Source organism: Bacillus sp. TH19 (genome assembly GCF_016651075.1).
GTDB lineage: Bacteria > Bacillota > Bacilli > Bacillales > Bacillaceae_G > Bacillus_A > Bacillus_A mycoides.
In genome coordinates, this window is sequence record NZ_JAEKEO010000007.1 from 1821509 (window position 1) to 1838522 (window position 17014).

Annotated in this window: 18 protein-coding genes; 14 read left to right on the top strand and 4 right to left on the bottom strand. The window is 33.3% G+C overall.

What is annotated here, in order from left to right:
- Positions 1-463 precede the first annotated feature (463 nt).
- Together JFU54_RS13270 and JFU54_RS13275 are read right to left on the bottom strand one after the other, a co-directional pair.
- Positions 464-1801, bottom strand: coding sequence for an NAD(P)/FAD-dependent oxidoreductase (locus tag JFU54_RS13270; RefSeq protein ID WP_002142835.1), 1338 nt, complete (start codon positions 1799-1801; stop codon positions 464-466).
- Between the two features lie 303 nt (positions 1802-2104).
- Complete coding sequence (locus tag JFU54_RS13275) at positions 2105-2902, bottom strand: cell wall hydrolase (RefSeq protein ID WP_002142834.1); 798 nt, start codon at positions 2900-2902, stop codon at positions 2105-2107.
- Positions 2903-3283: 381 nt separating this feature from the next.
- Between JFU54_RS13275 and JFU54_RS13280 the strand changes: the two genes are divergently transcribed.
- The 10 genes from JFU54_RS13280 to JFU54_RS13325 all read left to right on the top strand — a co-directional run bounded on the left by JFU54_RS13280 (position 3284) and on the right by JFU54_RS13325 (position 11598).
- Positions 3284-4273, top strand: a complete 990-nt coding sequence (locus tag JFU54_RS13280) for a phosphatidylinositol-specific phospholipase C (RefSeq protein ID WP_002014622.1) — start codon at positions 3284-3286, stop codon at positions 4271-4273.
- A gap of 205 nt (positions 4274-4478) precedes the next feature.
- Entirely contained in the window at positions 4479-5888 is a 1410-nt protein-coding gene (locus JFU54_RS13285; protein ID WP_201064691.1) for a glycoside hydrolase family 1 protein, read from the top strand.
- Between the two features lie 30 nt (positions 5889-5918).
- Positions 5919-6626 (top strand): GntR family transcriptional regulator, encoded by a 708-nt coding sequence (locus JFU54_RS13290; RefSeq protein WP_002033710.1) that lies wholly within the window; start codon positions 5919-5921, stop codon positions 6624-6626.
- A gap of 193 nt (positions 6627-6819) precedes the next feature.
- Positions 6820-7014, top strand: a complete 195-nt coding sequence (locus JFU54_RS13295; protein WP_002033711.1) for a hypothetical protein — start codon at positions 6820-6822, stop codon at positions 7012-7014.
- 32 nt (positions 7015-7046) lie between these two features.
- A complete protein-coding gene (gene bshB2 / locus JFU54_RS13300; protein WP_201065590.1) occupies positions 7047-7727 on the top strand; it encodes a bacillithiol biosynthesis deacetylase BshB2 in 681 nt (226 codons plus the stop codon).
- Entirely contained in the window at positions 7727-8524 is a 798-nt protein-coding gene (locus JFU54_RS13305; protein WP_002142829.1) for an alpha/beta fold hydrolase, read from the top strand. The genes bshB2 and JFU54_RS13305 overlap by 1 nt, the downstream gene beginning before the upstream one ends.
- Positions 8525-8591: 67 nt before the next feature.
- The gene (gene pdxR / locus JFU54_RS13310; RefSeq protein WP_201064693.1) at positions 8592-10025 is read left to right on the top strand and encodes a MocR-like pyridoxine biosynthesis transcription factor PdxR; all 1434 of its coding nucleotides are present in this window, start codon (positions 8592-8594) and stop codon (positions 10023-10025) included.
- A 33-nt stretch (positions 10026-10058) separates the two neighbouring features.
- The gene (locus JFU54_RS13315; RefSeq protein ID WP_201064695.1) at positions 10059-10415 is read left to right on the top strand and encodes a CidA/LrgA family holin-like protein; all 357 of its coding nucleotides are present in this window, start codon (positions 10059-10061) and stop codon (positions 10413-10415) included.
- A gap of 23 nt (positions 10416-10438) precedes the next feature.
- Positions 10439-11110 carry an LrgB family protein gene (locus tag JFU54_RS13320; protein WP_016100781.1) on the top strand — a complete coding sequence of 224 codons (672 nt, stop codon included), beginning with the start codon at positions 10439-10441 and terminating at the stop codon, positions 11108-11110.
- Positions 11111-11175: 65 nt separating this feature from the next.
- Entirely contained in the window at positions 11176-11598 is a 423-nt protein-coding gene (locus JFU54_RS13325; protein ID WP_201064697.1) for a YfmQ family protein, read from the top strand.
- A 27-nt stretch (positions 11599-11625) separates the two neighbouring features.
- On the opposite strand, the gene JFU54_RS13330 is transcribed toward JFU54_RS13325, so the two are convergent.
- Positions 11626-12027 (bottom strand): CBO0543 family protein, encoded by a 402-nt coding sequence (locus JFU54_RS13330; RefSeq protein WP_044442960.1) that lies wholly within the window; start codon positions 12025-12027, stop codon positions 11626-11628.
- Complete coding sequence (locus tag JFU54_RS13335; RefSeq protein ID WP_201064700.1) at positions 12002-13180, bottom strand: DUF2515 domain-containing protein; 1179 nt, start codon at positions 13178-13180, stop codon at positions 12002-12004. Before JFU54_RS13335 ends, JFU54_RS13330 begins: the two co-directional genes overlap by 26 nt.
- Positions 13181-13647: 467 nt before the next feature.
- Between JFU54_RS13335 and JFU54_RS13340 the strand changes: the two genes are divergently transcribed.
- From JFU54_RS13340 to JFU54_RS13355, 4 genes are read left to right on the top strand one after another with little or no spacing between them, the layout of a single operon-like run.
- Positions 13648-14634, top strand: coding sequence for a UDP-N-acetylglucosamine 4,6-dehydratase family protein (locus tag JFU54_RS13340; protein WP_088039991.1), 987 nt, complete (start codon positions 13648-13650; stop codon positions 14632-14634).
- Entirely contained in the window at positions 14631-15539 is a 909-nt protein-coding gene (locus JFU54_RS13345; RefSeq protein ID WP_002128673.1) for an SDR family oxidoreductase, read from the top strand. Before JFU54_RS13340 ends, JFU54_RS13345 begins: the two co-directional genes overlap by 4 nt.
- The gene (locus JFU54_RS13350; protein WP_201064701.1) at positions 15539-15883 is read left to right on the top strand and encodes a DUF6572 domain-containing protein; all 345 of its coding nucleotides are present in this window, start codon (positions 15539-15541) and stop codon (positions 15881-15883) included. The genes JFU54_RS13345 and JFU54_RS13350 overlap by 1 nt, the downstream gene beginning before the upstream one ends.
- A gap of 49 nt (positions 15884-15932) precedes the next feature.
- Positions 15933-16997 carry an undecaprenyldiphospho-muramoylpentapeptide beta-N-acetylglucosaminyltransferase gene (locus tag JFU54_RS13355; RefSeq protein WP_201064703.1) on the top strand — a complete coding sequence of 355 codons (1065 nt, stop codon included), beginning with the start codon at positions 15933-15935 and terminating at the stop codon, positions 16995-16997.
- The last annotated feature ends 17 nt before the right edge of the window (positions 16998-17014 follow it).

Genomic DNA, 17014 nt, shown 5'->3' on the forward strand with positions numbered 1-17014 from the left:
ATATTTTTCTAAAGGTAATAATTTGAAGTATTCATATACATACAATGGAGAATTTTAAAGCGAAGTAACATACATCTAATTTTTTTGAAACAGAGCAGAAAAAGTCATAGTCGTAGTAAAAAATACTTATAGACATCCTAACATATTAAACACTACGGCGATGTTACAAAATATCGAACAAATGAAAGTGAAAATGAATAGATGGTTTTTAAACCATTGACATTCAATAAGTTTGAAATTCCAGAAAAGTCAACTTGAAGAAAACGGTTATATTAATTAGTAGAAAACTACATTCTATATAGAATGTAGTTTTTCATGTGTTTTCAATATATCCCGTAAAATCCTGATTCTTTGTGGCTTAATCATCAGCGGGGGAGGGATAATAATTTCGTTAAAGCTATTATTAGATAAGTAAAGTGTTGGTGAAACTTAAAACATTTGACTGGCATCTTAATTAAAAAGTTTAAATACCTGATAAATATTTTCCAACATACAGACCACTTGCAGCTGCTTGAGATAATGAGTGAGTGACGCCTGAACAATCTCCAATTAAAAATAGCCCATTCATACTTGTTTCAAAGTGGTTATTGATTTTTATTGTAGGAGCATAGAACTTTCCATCAATTCCATATAATAAAGTATCTTTATCGATAGGTTCTTGGATAAATTGTTCTAAACGTAATAAAAATTTTTTGATTCCTTCAATATATAATTGAGGAATTTCTTCATTCAAATCTCCATAATCTCCGTGTAGTGTAGGCTGTATACGATTATGTTTCATGTTGTTCTCCGCTGTAGGTTGTTTCTTTATTAAGTCCTCTAAACGCTGTATAACAATCCGATCTCGTCCTTGGTTAATGCTTTTAATAATTGAACTTGCGTATACATTTGCTTCTTTGAGAGTTGGAAAATAGCGCGGGATAAATAAAGTGAAATTTAAGTTAGAAGTGCCAGTTCCTTGCTCTCGAAAATTTTGACCGTCAGGCATAACTAAACCTTCTTCATACTTTCGAATAATGCGTCCTTTTGGATTCATACAGTAAGTAGTAGCCGTGAAATGTTCATGCTGATAAGAAAGTTTCGTCTCAAATGTATCTTTTAATATAGAACGTAATTGATGTTCTTTCATCTCTACCCTAATACCTAAATCTATACGGGTTTGTTCCTGTGCAATTTCAAGGGAAGAGCACATTTCTTTTAACCAATCAGCCCCGGAACGTCCTGTTGCAAATACGAGTTGCTTAGATTGAACTATCCCTTGATTTGTAGCTATTCTAAAATGATCTTTCTGCCTTATGATATGCTCTACATCTATATGAAATCGGATATTTATTTTCGTAAGTAAAAATTCGTAGAGCTGCTGAAAAATGTTACTTGAAAGTGTAGTGCCAAGATGCCTTACTTCTGTTGTGAGCATTTGTAAACCACACGCTTCAGCTCTCTTAGTGAGATTTAGATTTTCTGTAGAATATTTTGAAACGGAACTTCCACCAAACTGACATAGAATTTCATCTACTTCAGCCATGAGTTGTATAAAAGCTTTTTTACCTACTTTTTGCTCAAGTTCGCCACCAAATCCATTTGTATAATTAAATTTCCCTTCAGATTTTCCTAAACCACCAAATCCGAAATATTTATCACATGTAGTACAATTACACACTTTTCCTTGGTCTAAAGGACAATGGCGATCTTTTAGCGCTTTACCTTTATCAAGAATTAAAATCTTTTTGTTACTTTGGGCTAATGAATAAGCCATAAAGATGCTACTTACTCCAGCTCCGATAATTGTAACATCATACATATTCTTTCACCTGCTAACGAATAGTTTGTTTTTTATTTTCTTAGTGTATAACACTTTTATGAAGTTAAGAAATAGCTTTTATTAATAAACAGGGAGTTTTTGAACTTGATGCTTTTTTAATTTCTCCGAGTGGTGGAGTAAATACAAATGTTTTTATTTGAAAGAAGAAATAGATTTAAATGATCACTATGTCATATGATTAATAAAATCTTACATATAAAAAAAACAGACCTTTTAAGTGAAGAGGTCTGCTAATCATTGGAAATAGTTGTTAAGTGCATAAATTTGAAGAGAATTATAGTTTTATTTAGCGAAGACGTGGTTACCGATTACCGCTGCTGTTTGACGTGTCGTAATCCATTTGTTTGTTGAAGTTTTTGGATTATAAAAATAAAGCCAATCAGAATGTATTCCATTTGTAGAGATAGCCTCTTCTACTGCCATTTTTGCTTCTGCGCTTGCAGGCTGATTAATTCTACCATCGGTAACAGGAGTAAATGCATATCCGCGTTTAATAGGTTCATAAATAACACCTGTTATTGTATTTGGAAAACCATTTGCATTTACACGATTCAAGATAACTTTCGCCACCGCTACTTTTCCTTTATATGATTCGCCACCTGCCTCAGCAGTAACTAAGCGTGCCATTAAGTCTTTTTCTTTTTCTGAAATACTTGAATTGATTTTTAAATGTTGTCCTGTATAAAGCTTGTTTCCGACTGTATTGTTAATTTGTTTTATAGATTGAACGGTAACATTGTAACGCTTTGCTATAATTTCTAATGAATCTCCCGGCTGTACTTGATAAATAATTTGTCCAGAGATGTTCTTAGGTTTGTCGTTTTGATGAACAGTGACCTCATTTGATTTCATGGATCCTGGAATATGTAACTGTTCACCAATAAAAGTTTGATCTTTTCCTTTATTATTTGCTTGTTTAATAGATTGTATTGAAACTCCATATTGTTTACTGATACCCCAAAGTGTATCATTCTTTTTTACTGTATGAATGGTGGAAGCCTCAGCTACACCTTGATTACATACGAATGTAATTGCTGCCGCAGATAAAGGAATTATATGTTTTATTTTTAATAATTTCATTGTAAATCCTCCCAATAAAAAATTAAGTTTTAACTGTTGAGTAATGTAGTTCAGAGTATATAAGATATGTATTTATATTTTAATATAAGTATATTAGCACGTATAGAATAAATAATCATTATAAGTTTTTTATTTATATCATGTAGGACCCAAATATGAAATATTGCATATGAAAGCCCATTGAAGTTCGAGTTGTTGCTTACTATAATTTATCTAGTGAAAAGGGATATTAAATTTTTTTAATGCATTGAGATGAGAATATGTGGATGTTTTTAAATTTTACTTATATGCAATATTCCATATTTATGAAATGTTATTTATTAAGTAGCTTATGTTATATTCAACAAGTGTGATATAAAACAGAAAGAGAGAGGAATAAAAATGAGCAATAAGAAGTTTATTTTGAAATTATTCATATGTAGTACTATACTTAGCACATTTGTATTTGCTTTCAATGATAAGCAAGCAGTTGCTGCTAGCGCTGGTAATGGGCTTGAAAACTGGTCAAAATGGATGCAACCTATACCCGATAACGTACCGTTAGCACGAATTTCAATTCCAGGAACACATGATAGTGGAACGTTCAAGTTGCAAAATCCGATAAAGCAAGTATGGGGAATGACGCAAGAATATAATTTTCGTTACCAAATGGATCACGGAGCTAGAATTTTTGATATTAGAGGGCGTTTAACAGATGATAATACGATAGTTCTTCATCATGGGCCATTATATCTTTATGTAACATTGCATGAATTTATAAATGAAGCGAAACAATTTTTAAAAGATAATCCAAGTGAAACGATTATTATGTCTTTAAAAAAAGAGTATGAGGATATGAAAGGGGCAGAAGATTCATTTAGTAGTACGTTTGAAAAAAATTATTTTCTTGATCCTATCTTTTTAAAAACAGAAGGGAATATAAGACTTGGAGATGCTCGAGGGAAAATTGTGCTACTAAAAAGATACAGTGGTAGTAATGAATCTGGAGGATATAATAATTTTTATTGGCCAGATAATGACACGTTTACGACAACTGTAAATCAAAATGTAAATGTAACAGTACAAGATAAATATAAAGTGAGTTATGATGAGAAAGTAACATCTATTAAAGATACTATAAATGAAACGATTAACAACAGTGAAGAGTGTAATCATCTATATATTAATTTTACAAGCTTGTCTTCTGGTGGTACAGCATGGAATAGTCCATATTATTATGCGTCCTACATAAATCCTGAAATTGCAAGCTATATGAAGCAAAAGAATCCTACGAGAGTTGGCTGGGTAATTCAAGATTATATAAATGAAAAATGGTCCCCAATACTTTATCAAGAAGTTATAAGAGCGAATAAGTCACTTGTAAAAGAGTAAAGATTGTCATAGTAAGAAGCGATGAAATACGTCGCTTCTTTTTTGTTTTCTAAAAATTAACATCAAATATAGTTTTACATATCGTACGTTCATGATAGAAAAAAATCGAAACTTAAGCTATAATTACTACATATAAAATTTGTACCTATAAATTTTATATGTAGTAATGAATTTGATTTATTCTAATGAAACGGAGGTATATATTATGAAGTTTCCACATGATTTTTTATTCGGAGCTGCTTCAGCTTCTTATCAAGTAGAAGGTGCATGGAATGAGGATGGAAAAGGTGTTACGAATTGGGATGAGTTTTCAAAAATTCCTGGCAAAACATACGATGGAACAAATGGTGATGTAGCGGTTGATCATTATCATCGATATAAGGAAGATGTTCGTTTAATGGCTGAGATGGGATTGGAATCGTATCGTTTTTCGATTTCTTGGGCGAGAATATTGCCGACTGGAGATGGAGAGGTAAATGAAAAAGGAATTGAATTTTATAACAATTTAATTGATGAATGTTTAAAGTACGGGATTGTACCGTTTGCCACTTTATATCATTGGGATCTACCATTACCGTTAGAAAAAGATGGTGGGTGGACGAATAAACGAACAGCAGAGGCTTTTGTAAAGTATGCAGAAATTTGCTTTAAGGCATTTGGTGATAGAGTGAAACATTGGATTACTTTTAATGAAACAGTAATGTTTTGTGGATTAGGCTATTTAAAAGGTGCACATCCACCAGGAATACAAAATGATGTTCCAAAGTATTTTCAAGCGACTCATTATGTATTTTATGCGCATGCGAAAACAGTTGCGGTGTACAAGCAGCTGAAACAGTATGGGGAGATAGGGATTACACATGTTTTCTTACCTGCTTATAGTGTGGATGATCAAAAAGAAAATATACTAGCAGCAAATCATGCGAATGAATATGAAACGTATTGGTACTACGATCCAGTTTTAAAAGGTGAGTATCCGTCTTATGTTGTACAACAATTAAAGGAAAATGGGTGGACTCCTAATTGGACGGTTGAAGAATTAGAAATCATTAAACAAAATGCCGGAAAAAATGATTTTATCGGCTTGAATTATTATCAGCCAATACGAGTAGAAAGATATGATATGGATATAAAGAGCGAGGAGCATTCTCGAGAAAACTCAACACTTGCTCCAGGTAATCCTTCTTTTGATGGTTTTTATCGAACAGTAAAAATGGATGATAAAACATATACCAAATGGGGTTGGGAAATATCTCCCGAAGGTTTCTTAGATGGATTGCATATGTTGAAAGCTCGTTACGGTGACATAAAGATGTATGTAACGGAAAATGGACTTGGTGATGAAGATCCAATCATTGACGGAGAAATTGTAGATGTTCCGCGAATTAAATTTATTGAAGAGCATTTAAAAGTAATGAAGTGTGCAATTCAAGAGGGAATTAATTTAAAAGGTTATTATGCATGGTCAGTTATTGATTTGTTAAGTTGGTTAAATGGATATAAAAAGCAATATGGCTTTATTTTTGTCGATCATAATGATAACTTAAAACGTAAGAAGAAACTTTCGTTTCATTGGTATAAACATGTGATCGAAACGAGAGGAGAAGAGTTATAACAGATAAAAGAGTATTTTAGGAGAAAGTGTATGAGTGCAAAGTATAAACAAATTGCAGATGTGTTAGAGCAAAACATTCGAGATGGGCTTTTTAATGAAACGAAAAAATTACCTACAGAAGAAGCGTTGATGAATCGATTTGAAGTAAGCCGTAATACGATACGTAAAGTAATTAGTCAACTTGTGAATAGAGGTTATATTTTTCAAGTGCAAGGTAGTGGTATGTTTTTACGTGAAACTTCTGTAACAGATTACATTAATTTAGGAAGTTTACGTGGATTAACGAAAAATCTCGTTTCACAAAATATTGAAACGAAAGTGCTAGAGATTGAAGTAATAGAGGCAAATGAAGAGATAGTAGAACGGATGCAATGTGAGATTGGAACTAGACTATATTTTTTGAAGCGTTTAAGAATTGTAGACGGTAAACCATTCTCTATTGAAGTAAGTTATTTCAAAAAAGATATCATTCCTTATTTGAATGAAGAAATAGCATTAAGTTCTGTATACAGTTATTTCATTGAGGATTTACGATTAAATATTGGCTTTGCCGATAAAGTTATTAGTTGTGAAAAAATAAATAAAGAAAATGCAAAGCTTTTAGAACTAAATGAAGGTGATCCAGCGCTTCTTATTGAAAATACAGTTTATCTTGTAAATGGAACAATTTTCGAGCTATCTCAATCAATGTTTCATTATGAAAAGACCAAACTTTTAAATCGAATTAATTTTAATTGAAAATGAATATAAGTAGCCTTGTAAAAAAGCAACTGGTCCTAAGTGAGCAGTTGCTTTTTATTTTTAAAGTGGATGAGCAAAAAAACACAAAAGTGGTCGGTCCGTTTTTTACAAACTTCTATTATGATAAGAGAAGAAAGGTAGTATTTTATTCATGCTTTAAAATAGACTGGCCTTAGAGAGGTGGAAGACAATGAGTTTTGCGATTTCACTAGTTGTTATTATTGTAGTTGTATCACTATTTGGGACCGTACTAGTCGCACGAAATGTAGAAGAGAATTACGGTAAGTCTACAAAGAGGAATGTGAAAAACTTATCCGCTATCTATGTCATTCTTCTTTTAGTGCTTCTTGTAGGAGTTACTTGGTATGCGGTCGTTATTTTATAAAGTTTGTATATGATGAAGGAGTTAATATATTGATGAAAAATGAGCGCCACGTTTTAGTTGTTTTCCCGCATCCGGATGATGAGTCGTATTGCGTGGCTGGAACAATTTTGGCTTATACTGAGCAGAAAGCCCCTCTTACTTATGTTTGCTTAACACTTGGTGAAATGGGGAGAGCGATGGGGAATCCACCTTTTGCAACTCGTGAATCTTTATATACAATTAGAGAGAAAGAGTTAAAGCGAGCTACAAATATTTTAGGGATTGAAGATTTACGTATGATGGGATATCGTGATAAAACTCTTGAATTTGAAGAGCCTGGAAAATTAAGAAGCTTGATTCAAAACTGTATTGAAGAATTGGATCCTTCTGTAGTTATTTCTTTCTATCCTGGGTATGCAGTTCATCCGGATCACGATGCAACAGGGGAAGCAGTAGTAGAGGCCTTAGCTAATATTTCGGAAAGTAAACGACCAGCCTTTTATGCTGTAGCTTTTTCGAAAAATCATGAAGACGAAATAGGACCTCCAGATTTTAAAAATGAAGTGAAAAAATATGTTCCGAAAAAATTGGAAGCATTACGAGCACATGCATCACAATTTACAACTAAAGTGGATGAGCTGGAAAGGGAGTATGAAGACGGTATTTCAGGCACAGTTGAGTGGTTAGAAAGAGAACCGTTTTGGATATATTCATTCAAAGATAAAAATATGTGATGCTACATCTGAAGGTGATGAATATGTATTTTGAATATAAGAATCGAAAGATTTTTTACAATATAGAAGGATCGGGTCCTGTCATATTGTTTTTACACGGTCTTGGAGGAAATTCGAATAATTGGTTATATCAAAGAAAATACTTCAAGAAGACATGGACCGTAATCTCACTCGATTTACCTGGGCATGGGAAATCCGAAGGGATGGAAATTAGTTTTAAAGAATATTCAAATGTTTTATATGAGTTATGTAATCATTTAAAGCTAAAATCAGTAACAATTTGTGGTCTTTCAAAAGGAGCTAGAGTGGGTATCGATTTTGCTATTCAATATCCACGTTTTGTTTCTAGCTTAATTGTTGTAAATGCATTTCCCTATTTAGAACCGGCAGATCGTAAAGAACGACTTGAAGTATATGATTTACTTAGCTTGCAGGATAAAGGGAAAACTTGGGCTGATACGTTATTGAGAGCAATGGGAGTAGAAGATAATGATGCAATTGTCCGAGGATTTCATCAATCCCTACAAACGATTCATCCGACGCATATTCAAAGGCTATTCGCTGAATTAGTTGATTACGATCAAAGACCATACCTCTCTAACATTGCATGTCCTGCATTAATAATACGAGGAGAGAATGATTATTTTGTTCCGGAAAAGTATGTGAGAGAATTTGAAAAACACCTGAGAAACGTGACTTTCGTTGAGTTGAAAAATAGTGGGCACTTGCCTTATTTAGAACAGCCTACTAGCTTTAATGTGACGGTAGAGGCATTTTTAAATCATGCGCTTGATTAATACCATTTTTGCAGTGAATACTGTTATTAATGAGTTCAGGACACCAGCTTGGAGAGGAGGGTACTAAATGGAATGGCAACCGAATCGTGAAGATAAGATACCAGTTTATAAACAAATTGCTGATTACATTGAAAGAGGCATTTCTACCGGTGAATTCCCTTCTGATAGAAAATTACCTTCCGAGCGTATGTTAGCACAGAATTTACAAGTGAACCGGAGTACGGTCGTAGCTGCTTATGAGGAATTGAAATCACTTGGGGTAGTAGAACGGAAAAAAGGAAGCGGCACTCGGGTGAATACAGATATATGGGGTGTGTCACATAAACGAATACCGAACTGGGGTAGGTACGTTGAGGATGGATCGTTCTTACCTAATGTACCACTTGTTCAACAAATTCGAACGGAAACACAAAAAGATGATTTAATCAATTTAGCGAGTGGTGAATTGTCATCAGATTTAATTCCGAGTGATAGATTTCGAACAATTTTGTCGGAGAAAACATTTATGGGAAATCTCGGTTATGACCATCCGCTTGGAAATGAAATGTTGCGAAAAACCATTGCGGCACATGTCGAGCAATATAAACAAATAGAAGCAGATTCAAGCTCTATTCTTATTACATCTGGAGCTCAGCAAGCACTTAATCTTATCGTTCAATGTTTGTTAAAGCCTGGAGATGCGATTGCAATTGAGGATCCCTCCTATTGTTATTCACTTCCGATGTTTAAATCAGCAGGTTTAAAAATATTCCGTTTACCAGTTGATCAGCATGGTATGAATCCAGATGACTTAATCGATTTGCACAAAAAGCATCGCATTCGTATGGTGTTTTTAAATCCGGATTATCAAAATCCAACTGGAACGGTACTTTCATTGGCAAGACGTAAAAAGGTTTTAGAACTATCTTCTGAATTTGGTATACCGATTGTAGAAGATGATCCGTATAGTTTGACTTCTTTTAATGGAGAAGTGAATCCAACATTGAAATCGATGGATCAAAATGGGAATGTTCTTTATGTGAGCTCATTATCAAAAATTGTTGCATCAGGATTACGTATTGGTTGGGTAATTGGCCCCACGCGCGTAATTGAGAGATTGGCAGATGCGAAGCAGCAAGTTGATTTCGGTCATAGTGTATTTACACAGTGGGTAGCGAACCAATTTTTAGAATCTGAGGATTTTCATACGCATATTACGATGCTCCGTGGACAACTGAAACAAAGAAGAGATGAGTTAATTAGAAAGCTTGAAGAAATATTAGGGGATCAGATTGAATTTTTTGTTCCTGAGGGCGGAATACATTTATGGTGCAAAGTGCAAGGAACGTTTGATGAATATCATTTACTAGGTGAATCTATACAAAATGGTGTAGCATTTGTCCCAGGAAGCGTCCTAGGTTCGAAAAGTGAATATATCCGATTTACTTTTGGCAGAGCGAATGTAGAACAAATTCAGCTTGGAGTTACAAGGTTTGCGGAAACATTAAATAAGATTTCATAATAGCGAAGCGTAATATGGAAATGAGGGAAAGAAATGAAGTACGTGACGCTTTTACTTCAAGTAGGCGTGCTATATGTGTTTAGCTTAGCTGGTACGTGGATTCAAGGAGTATGCCATCTGTCGATGCCAGGAAGTTTAATAGGGATGTTAATATTGTTTCTACTCCTTTCTACTCGTATTTTTCCATTAAAGTGGTTTGAGGTAGGGGCAGAAAAGTTAATAGTATTTTTACCGTTATTTCTAATTCCTTCGACAACAGGATTAATGGAATATGGATCTTTTCTTTTAAGTAAGGGGAGTGTTATATTCCTTTTAGTAATTGCAAGTACGGTAGTAACATTGATTGTTTCAGGGTATGTAAGTCAATTATTAGTAACATCAAAAAAATAAAATCGACAAGGTGCACGATTCAAATGGTCTTAATTATTATTACTGTAGTAATTTATTTATTGGCGACAAAGTTATATAAAAAATTTACGTTTCCATTTACGTTACCGGTATTAACAGTTACAGCAATTATGATTTGCTTATTTTTGATATTTGGTATTTCTCATCATGAGTATAAGGAAAATGGGGGAGACATTCTTTCAGGTTTTTTGAGTCCTGCAATTGTAGCGTTAGCCATACCTCTATTTAAAGAGCGAAAGATACTTATGAAAAACTTTTTAGCGATACTAATCGGCGTAGTGATAGGTATAGTGGCTTTAACGAGTATGAATATAGTGATTGGTGGAATTTTAAATATAGATAAGGAACTTATATTAACAACTTTACCACAATTAGCGACAATGCCTATTGCCATTTCATTAGCGGATCAAATTGGTGGCATTCCATCTATGACTTCTAGTTTTGTAGTTGTTGCAGGAATAACAGGTGCTATTATCGGACCGACAGTACTTAAGTTTTTCCGAATAACAAGTACGATTGGAAAAGGAGTGGGGATGGGCTGTGCATCACATATTATTGGTGTGAGCCGTCTAGTGAAAGAAGGAGAGAAAGAGGCAACTATCGGTTCGGTAACTATGATTGTAACAGGGATACTTATTAGTATATTAGTACCTTATGGAGTGAAATTTTTATTTTGAAAATTAATGAATCGTAATAAGGAGCATAACACTACTCATTTTAGAGCGTAATGGAGATGATTAAAATGACAACATGGTTTATAGTTACATTATTTATTTTTGGTGCTCTTAAAGTACTAGTTTCTAGTATGCCAACTTCTGTTGTAGAATCAATTATTAGTAGATTTGAGTTACACCAAAAACTTGATGAGGAAAATACTACTGTAACGGTAGATGGGGAAAGTATAGAAGGAGAAATGAAACTGCAAGTTATTCATGAATTTAACGAGGCTTTATTTTTAGATAAACATTATTTTCCGCCGCAAGGGAATGGTACACCGATAGTCATGGAGACGAAGAAAGGAAAAAGAGAGATTAGATTTTCTGTATATAGCTACGAGGAACACGTTGATGTAGTAAAGCAATATAAGAAGAAAGTAGTTGCATATCGTTTGCGATCAAAAAGCCTTCAAAGTCGTTCAGTAGCAGTGACTGAAGATTATGCTTAAGGAGAGACCGTTATTATAACGGTCTCTTTATTTTTGCATCCAAGTATATAATTTCCAAATAAGAGAAAAGAAAATGATATATCCAAATAAAGAATAAGCATGATGCCAATTCCCGTTATGTACAAATAAACCTAACCTCTCAGCAACTTGTTCAAAAATACTAGCACAAAGCCCTATTAAAATAATAAATAGAGTTCTAGAAACTGCAGATAATGTTTTTGAAATTTGTATGAAAATGATTGTTAAAATTGGTAGCACAAACAACGTAAAGCCTATGTTAACTGAAAATATAGATGAGAAAGGTCTAACTGGAAAGGAATATATTTGTGTATGCACAAAGAAAGCATCTAAGCAAGTTCCAATAATAGAAGAAAGTAAGACTGTAACTAATAATGCTAAAAAATCATTCTTCTTCTCGAAGGAGGACATTTTTCTTTGCGAGAATTGCGAGTTCAATTTTTTCGAGTGTTTTGCAGTAGTCTTCTGTAATTTGTCCATTTATATTTTCCTCCTTATCAACTAAATAATTTACAACTTGCCAATCGTTAAACCAATCTTCATTTTCAACTTCTTCATGTTTCATATCCCGCCATGCATAGATGAGTGCAGGGCTGTATATACGATACGCGTCACTACGTAACTGGCATTTCTTTATTCGGCGTTTATAAAACTCACGCGAAAAAGATTCATTTACACTAGAAAATAAATGAGGCCAGTAATCTTTTCTTGAGCCTGTATGTGGATGGTGATGGACCCAGTTTATTATTTGAGATAAAATATGTGTATCCCGAAATAACAATGAATACAACCGTTTTCCAAGTGAAATTCGTTCATGCAAAGAAGTGAAATGTTTCATTGTATCACCAAATAGTAATACTTTTTGCTTTTTATCATTTTCGTAAAATGGGAAAAGGATATGATTAAACTGAAAAAAATCAAAGAGTTTAAATCCAATACTATTTAATACAGTCTTTTTAAAGTGTGCATTTTGAATAACTCTTTTTTCTAAGTAGTTTTGTTCATTAACAATAGTTGCGATCGCTAATGTTTTTTTGTTACCTGTTTTCCAAAAATAGTTCCACATTGTTTCCATAAATGTAGAAACATTTAAGTGTGTGAGAAGGTGAAATAGCTTTTTTGATTTTTTTACACTTTGCTCATATAGTAAAAATTGAGGATATACATCTTGGAAAATGAGCCAATTTCCTCTTTCTAAAAAAGAGAAAAATGTAATTTGATCTTTCTCGGATAAAAGCCTCGTATATAAATCTCCCTTTAAATCTGTCATATTCCAGCCACCGTTACGTGATACGATATGCCCAAGTAGTGCCCAATGTATTTCTGGATATTGAATGTAAAATTGGTAGTATGCACGTGTTCTTGTGACGTTATTTTTATTTAGTTCTTTTGTCTGAGCTTTAATTTTATCGATGATAAGTTGCTCTTCTTTCGTTAATTTATATATGGTAACAGAAGAGATGCGATCGCTTTTTTGTTGTAACTCGTTTTTTACGTCGAATAGGGAGAGAGGGAGTGCTTTTGAGAATTCTTTAGACGTATTGTTTGAATTGCTTTGGTACATTCCATTACCTCCCTTTTCTATGAGTTTAAATGTGGTATTGGTTATGAATCATTCCATTTATCCCGCTATTAACGAGCAGTAAGACTCCCATCTCAAAAGTCGGCTAAAGCAAAGAAGTTAGGTGAGGGTGGGGCTGCTCGTAAAAGCCCGATTGATTCAACTAATAATCAGTGGGGGATGGACAAAATCCCCACTAATTAAAGTTTCACTTTATTTTATTACGAGTATAAGAAATAAATGAGCGGTGTTTTTTAAACCAGTAATATAGTTATCATTCAAACAGTATAAAGAAAATCTAATTGCTAAGAAGTGAAATGAAAAACAGAAACTATTAAAAAATAGTTTCTGTTTTTTTATTTTGTCAATTAAATGTAACAAACGACGATTATGATTTGAATCAATTGAAAATAATTCAATAACCTTAATAAATACAATTTGAATTGAAATGTATGGTAGGAGGAAAAGGAATGCTTAATAAAATAATTTTAATTACTGGTGGTACAGGTTCGTGGGGACACGAACTTATAAAACAACTATTAGAAAAATCACCGAAAGAAATTAGAGTTTTTTCAAGGAATGAAACGGTTCAGTTTGAAATGCAGCAACAGTTTATAAATGAAGAGAGATTGAAATTTATTATTGGAGATATTCGTGATAAAGAGCAACTAGTATATGCTTGCCAAGGTGTACATTATGTATTTCATCTTGCAGCTTTAAAGCATGTTCCAGTATGTGAATATTATCCTTATGAAGCTATAAAAACAAATATACATGGTACGCAAAATGTAATTGAAGCATCTATCCAGAATCAAGTTGAGAAAGTTATATATGTTTCAACTGATAAAGCGGCGGATCCATCAAATACGTATGGGATGACAAAAGCAATTGGTGAAAAATTAATGGTTCATGCGAATGTGCAAACGAAGAAAACAAAATTCATTTGTGTTCGTGGCGGAAATGTTCTAGGAACGAGTGGAAGTGTGGTACCGCTTTTTAAAAAGCAAATTAAGCAATCTTCAAAAGTAGGGATTACTGATGCAAATATGACTAGATTTTTCTTAACCATTGAAGATGCTGTTGGATTGTTATTTAAAGCAGCATCTGAAGGAAGAGGAGGAGAAATCTTTGTTATGAAAATGCCAGCATGTAAAATAACGGATTTAGCAAGAATATTGATTGAAGATTCGAAAAAAGAAAGCGTGAAGATAAAAGAGGTAGGGATAAGACCTGGTGAAAAATTAAGTGAAATGCTTTTATCTGAGGTAGAGAGTAAAACAAGTATTAGTTTTGATCAAAATTATTTTGTGGTACTACCGACTATTCCTATAGAAGGACTTCAAGAATATTATGCTAGTTATCCGCTTGTGGATGTGAAGAGTTTTAGTTCTCAACAAGACTTACTTACAAAACATGAGGTGAAACAAATGTTAGAAAAAGGAGGGTTTTTACGATGAAAAGAAATGCGAGCCTTTTAATAACTGGTGCAAATGGATTCACAGGACGTCATGCTTGCCAATATTTTTTAGAGCAGGGCTTTCATGTAATTCCTATGTTTCAAAATCGTTCACATAGAGAAAAAATCGAAAATGGTATTACTTGTGATTTAACAAATAAGAGTGAAGTAATGAAGGTAATTAAACAAATAAAACCAGACTATGTATTGCATTTAGCAGGAAGAAACTCAGTTAATGAGTCTTGGACAGCTTCTCTGGAATATATAGAGATTAACGTAATAGGGACTTTATATTTATTAGAAGCCATTAAGCAGGAAGCCTCGCATTGTAAAACGTTAGTTATAGGATCTGCATTGCAAGCAGATAGTATGAAAAACATAAAAGTTTCAAATCCATATAGTTTAAGTAAAACTATGCAAGTCATTATTGCGGAGGCTTGGGGCGGATTAATGGATTCAAATATTATCATTGCAAAGCCCTCAAATTTAATTGGTCCAGGAGTATCGAATGGTGTTTGTTCAATTCTCGCAAAAAAAATGATAGATATAGAATCGGGTAGAAGTAAAGCGATTATTGAAGTAAACAGTTTGAAAGATAGTAGAGACTTTCTAGATGTACGTGATGCAGTTAAAGCGTATCATGTGTTATTACGTGATGGTATAAATGGAAAACAATATAATATTGGATCAGGAGTAAAACGCTCTTTATTAGATGTATTGGAACAATATAAAGGATTAACACAGTTGAATTTTACTATAAAAGAAACAGAGAATAGTGAGAGCGGCTCAAATGAAAGTTTAGTATTAGAGGATATAAAAAAGTTAGGTTGGGTTCCAGAAATCCCATTTCAGCAATCATTAAAAGATGTACTTGAGTATGCGAAGTGTAGTGACATCTGCATTTAATGAAAAATATAAAAGGATGTAAGAAATATATGAATTGTTATGAGACTATAAATAATCAAAATATGCTATCGCTTTCGATTGTTGATACGCTGGATTGGAAAGATGAAGAAGAACATGTTTTGAGCATCTATGAGGCGATAAATACATGTCGAGCATATGTGGAAAAGGTTAATCGAAAACCCAAAACAATATATACAGGAACTAGTCCTGTAATCCAAGTCTTTACTCAGTATGAATGTAGTGAGTATGGAAATGATTTTTATGAACTCATCAAAGATCTTTTGCAAGACATAGGTCTGGAGTTAAAGATTTATATAAATCATAGTAAGTTAATATACATTTGAAAGATTACTATAAAGCTAGACTTTTAATGATAAAGGTGGGATATAAGTTATGAATAAAACGATTCTCTTTACTGGGGGCGGTACAGCCGGACACGTAATGATTAATATGGTATTGATTCCTAAATTTATGGAAAAAGGATGGGGAGTTGAGTATATTGGATCTCAAAATGGAATTGAAAAATTATTAGTTCAAAATGTTAAGTACAATAGTATTTCAACGGGGAAGCTCCGGAGATATTGGGATTGGGAGAACTTTAAAGATCCTTTTAAAATTATAAAAGGCTGCTTACAAAGTTATAAATTAATTAAGAAAATAAAGCCTGACGTTATCTTTTCGGCAGGAGGATTTGTTTCAGTTCCTGTAGTAATAGGGGCATGGTTAAATAGTGTACCTATCGTAATACGTGAACCAGATAGCACCTTAGGACTTGCAAATAAAATAGCATTACCTTTTGCTACAAAACTATGCACAACATTCCCTCATACAGGGAAGAATGTAAGTAATGAGAAAAAGGTTTATGTAGGACCAATTGTAAGGGAAGAAATTGAGAGAGGTAACGTATTACGAGGAAGAAGGTATTGTGAATTTCAGCAAGATAAACCGGTATTGTTAATAATGGGTGGGAGTCAAGGTGCTAAGTGGATAAATGATATGGTAAGGAAAAGTTTAGATACATTATTATTAAGTTTTAATATTGTTCATATGTGTGGTAAAGGGAAGGTGGATCCTTCTATCGGAATGGAAGGTTATATGCAATTTGAATATATAGGGGAAGAGTTGCCACATATACTGAATATGGCAAGTGTTGTAGTTTCCAGGGCTGGTTCTACTGCTATTTCTGAATTGTTATTTTTGAAGAAACCGATGTTGCTTATTCCGTTAACTAATGGTTCCAGTAGAGGGGATCAAGTTTTAAATGCTGACTATTTTTCTAGGCAAGGATATGCGGAAGTATTACTTCAAGATAGAATAAGCACCAGTACATTTACAGATGTGGTAAATAAGTTGTATGTAAATAAGGAGAGATATATTCAAAACATGAATGGATTTAAGAAAACAAATGAGGAGGGAATTCATCAATTAATAGATTTAATAAATGAAGTAGTTAAATAATAAAAAAAGGAAAGAAA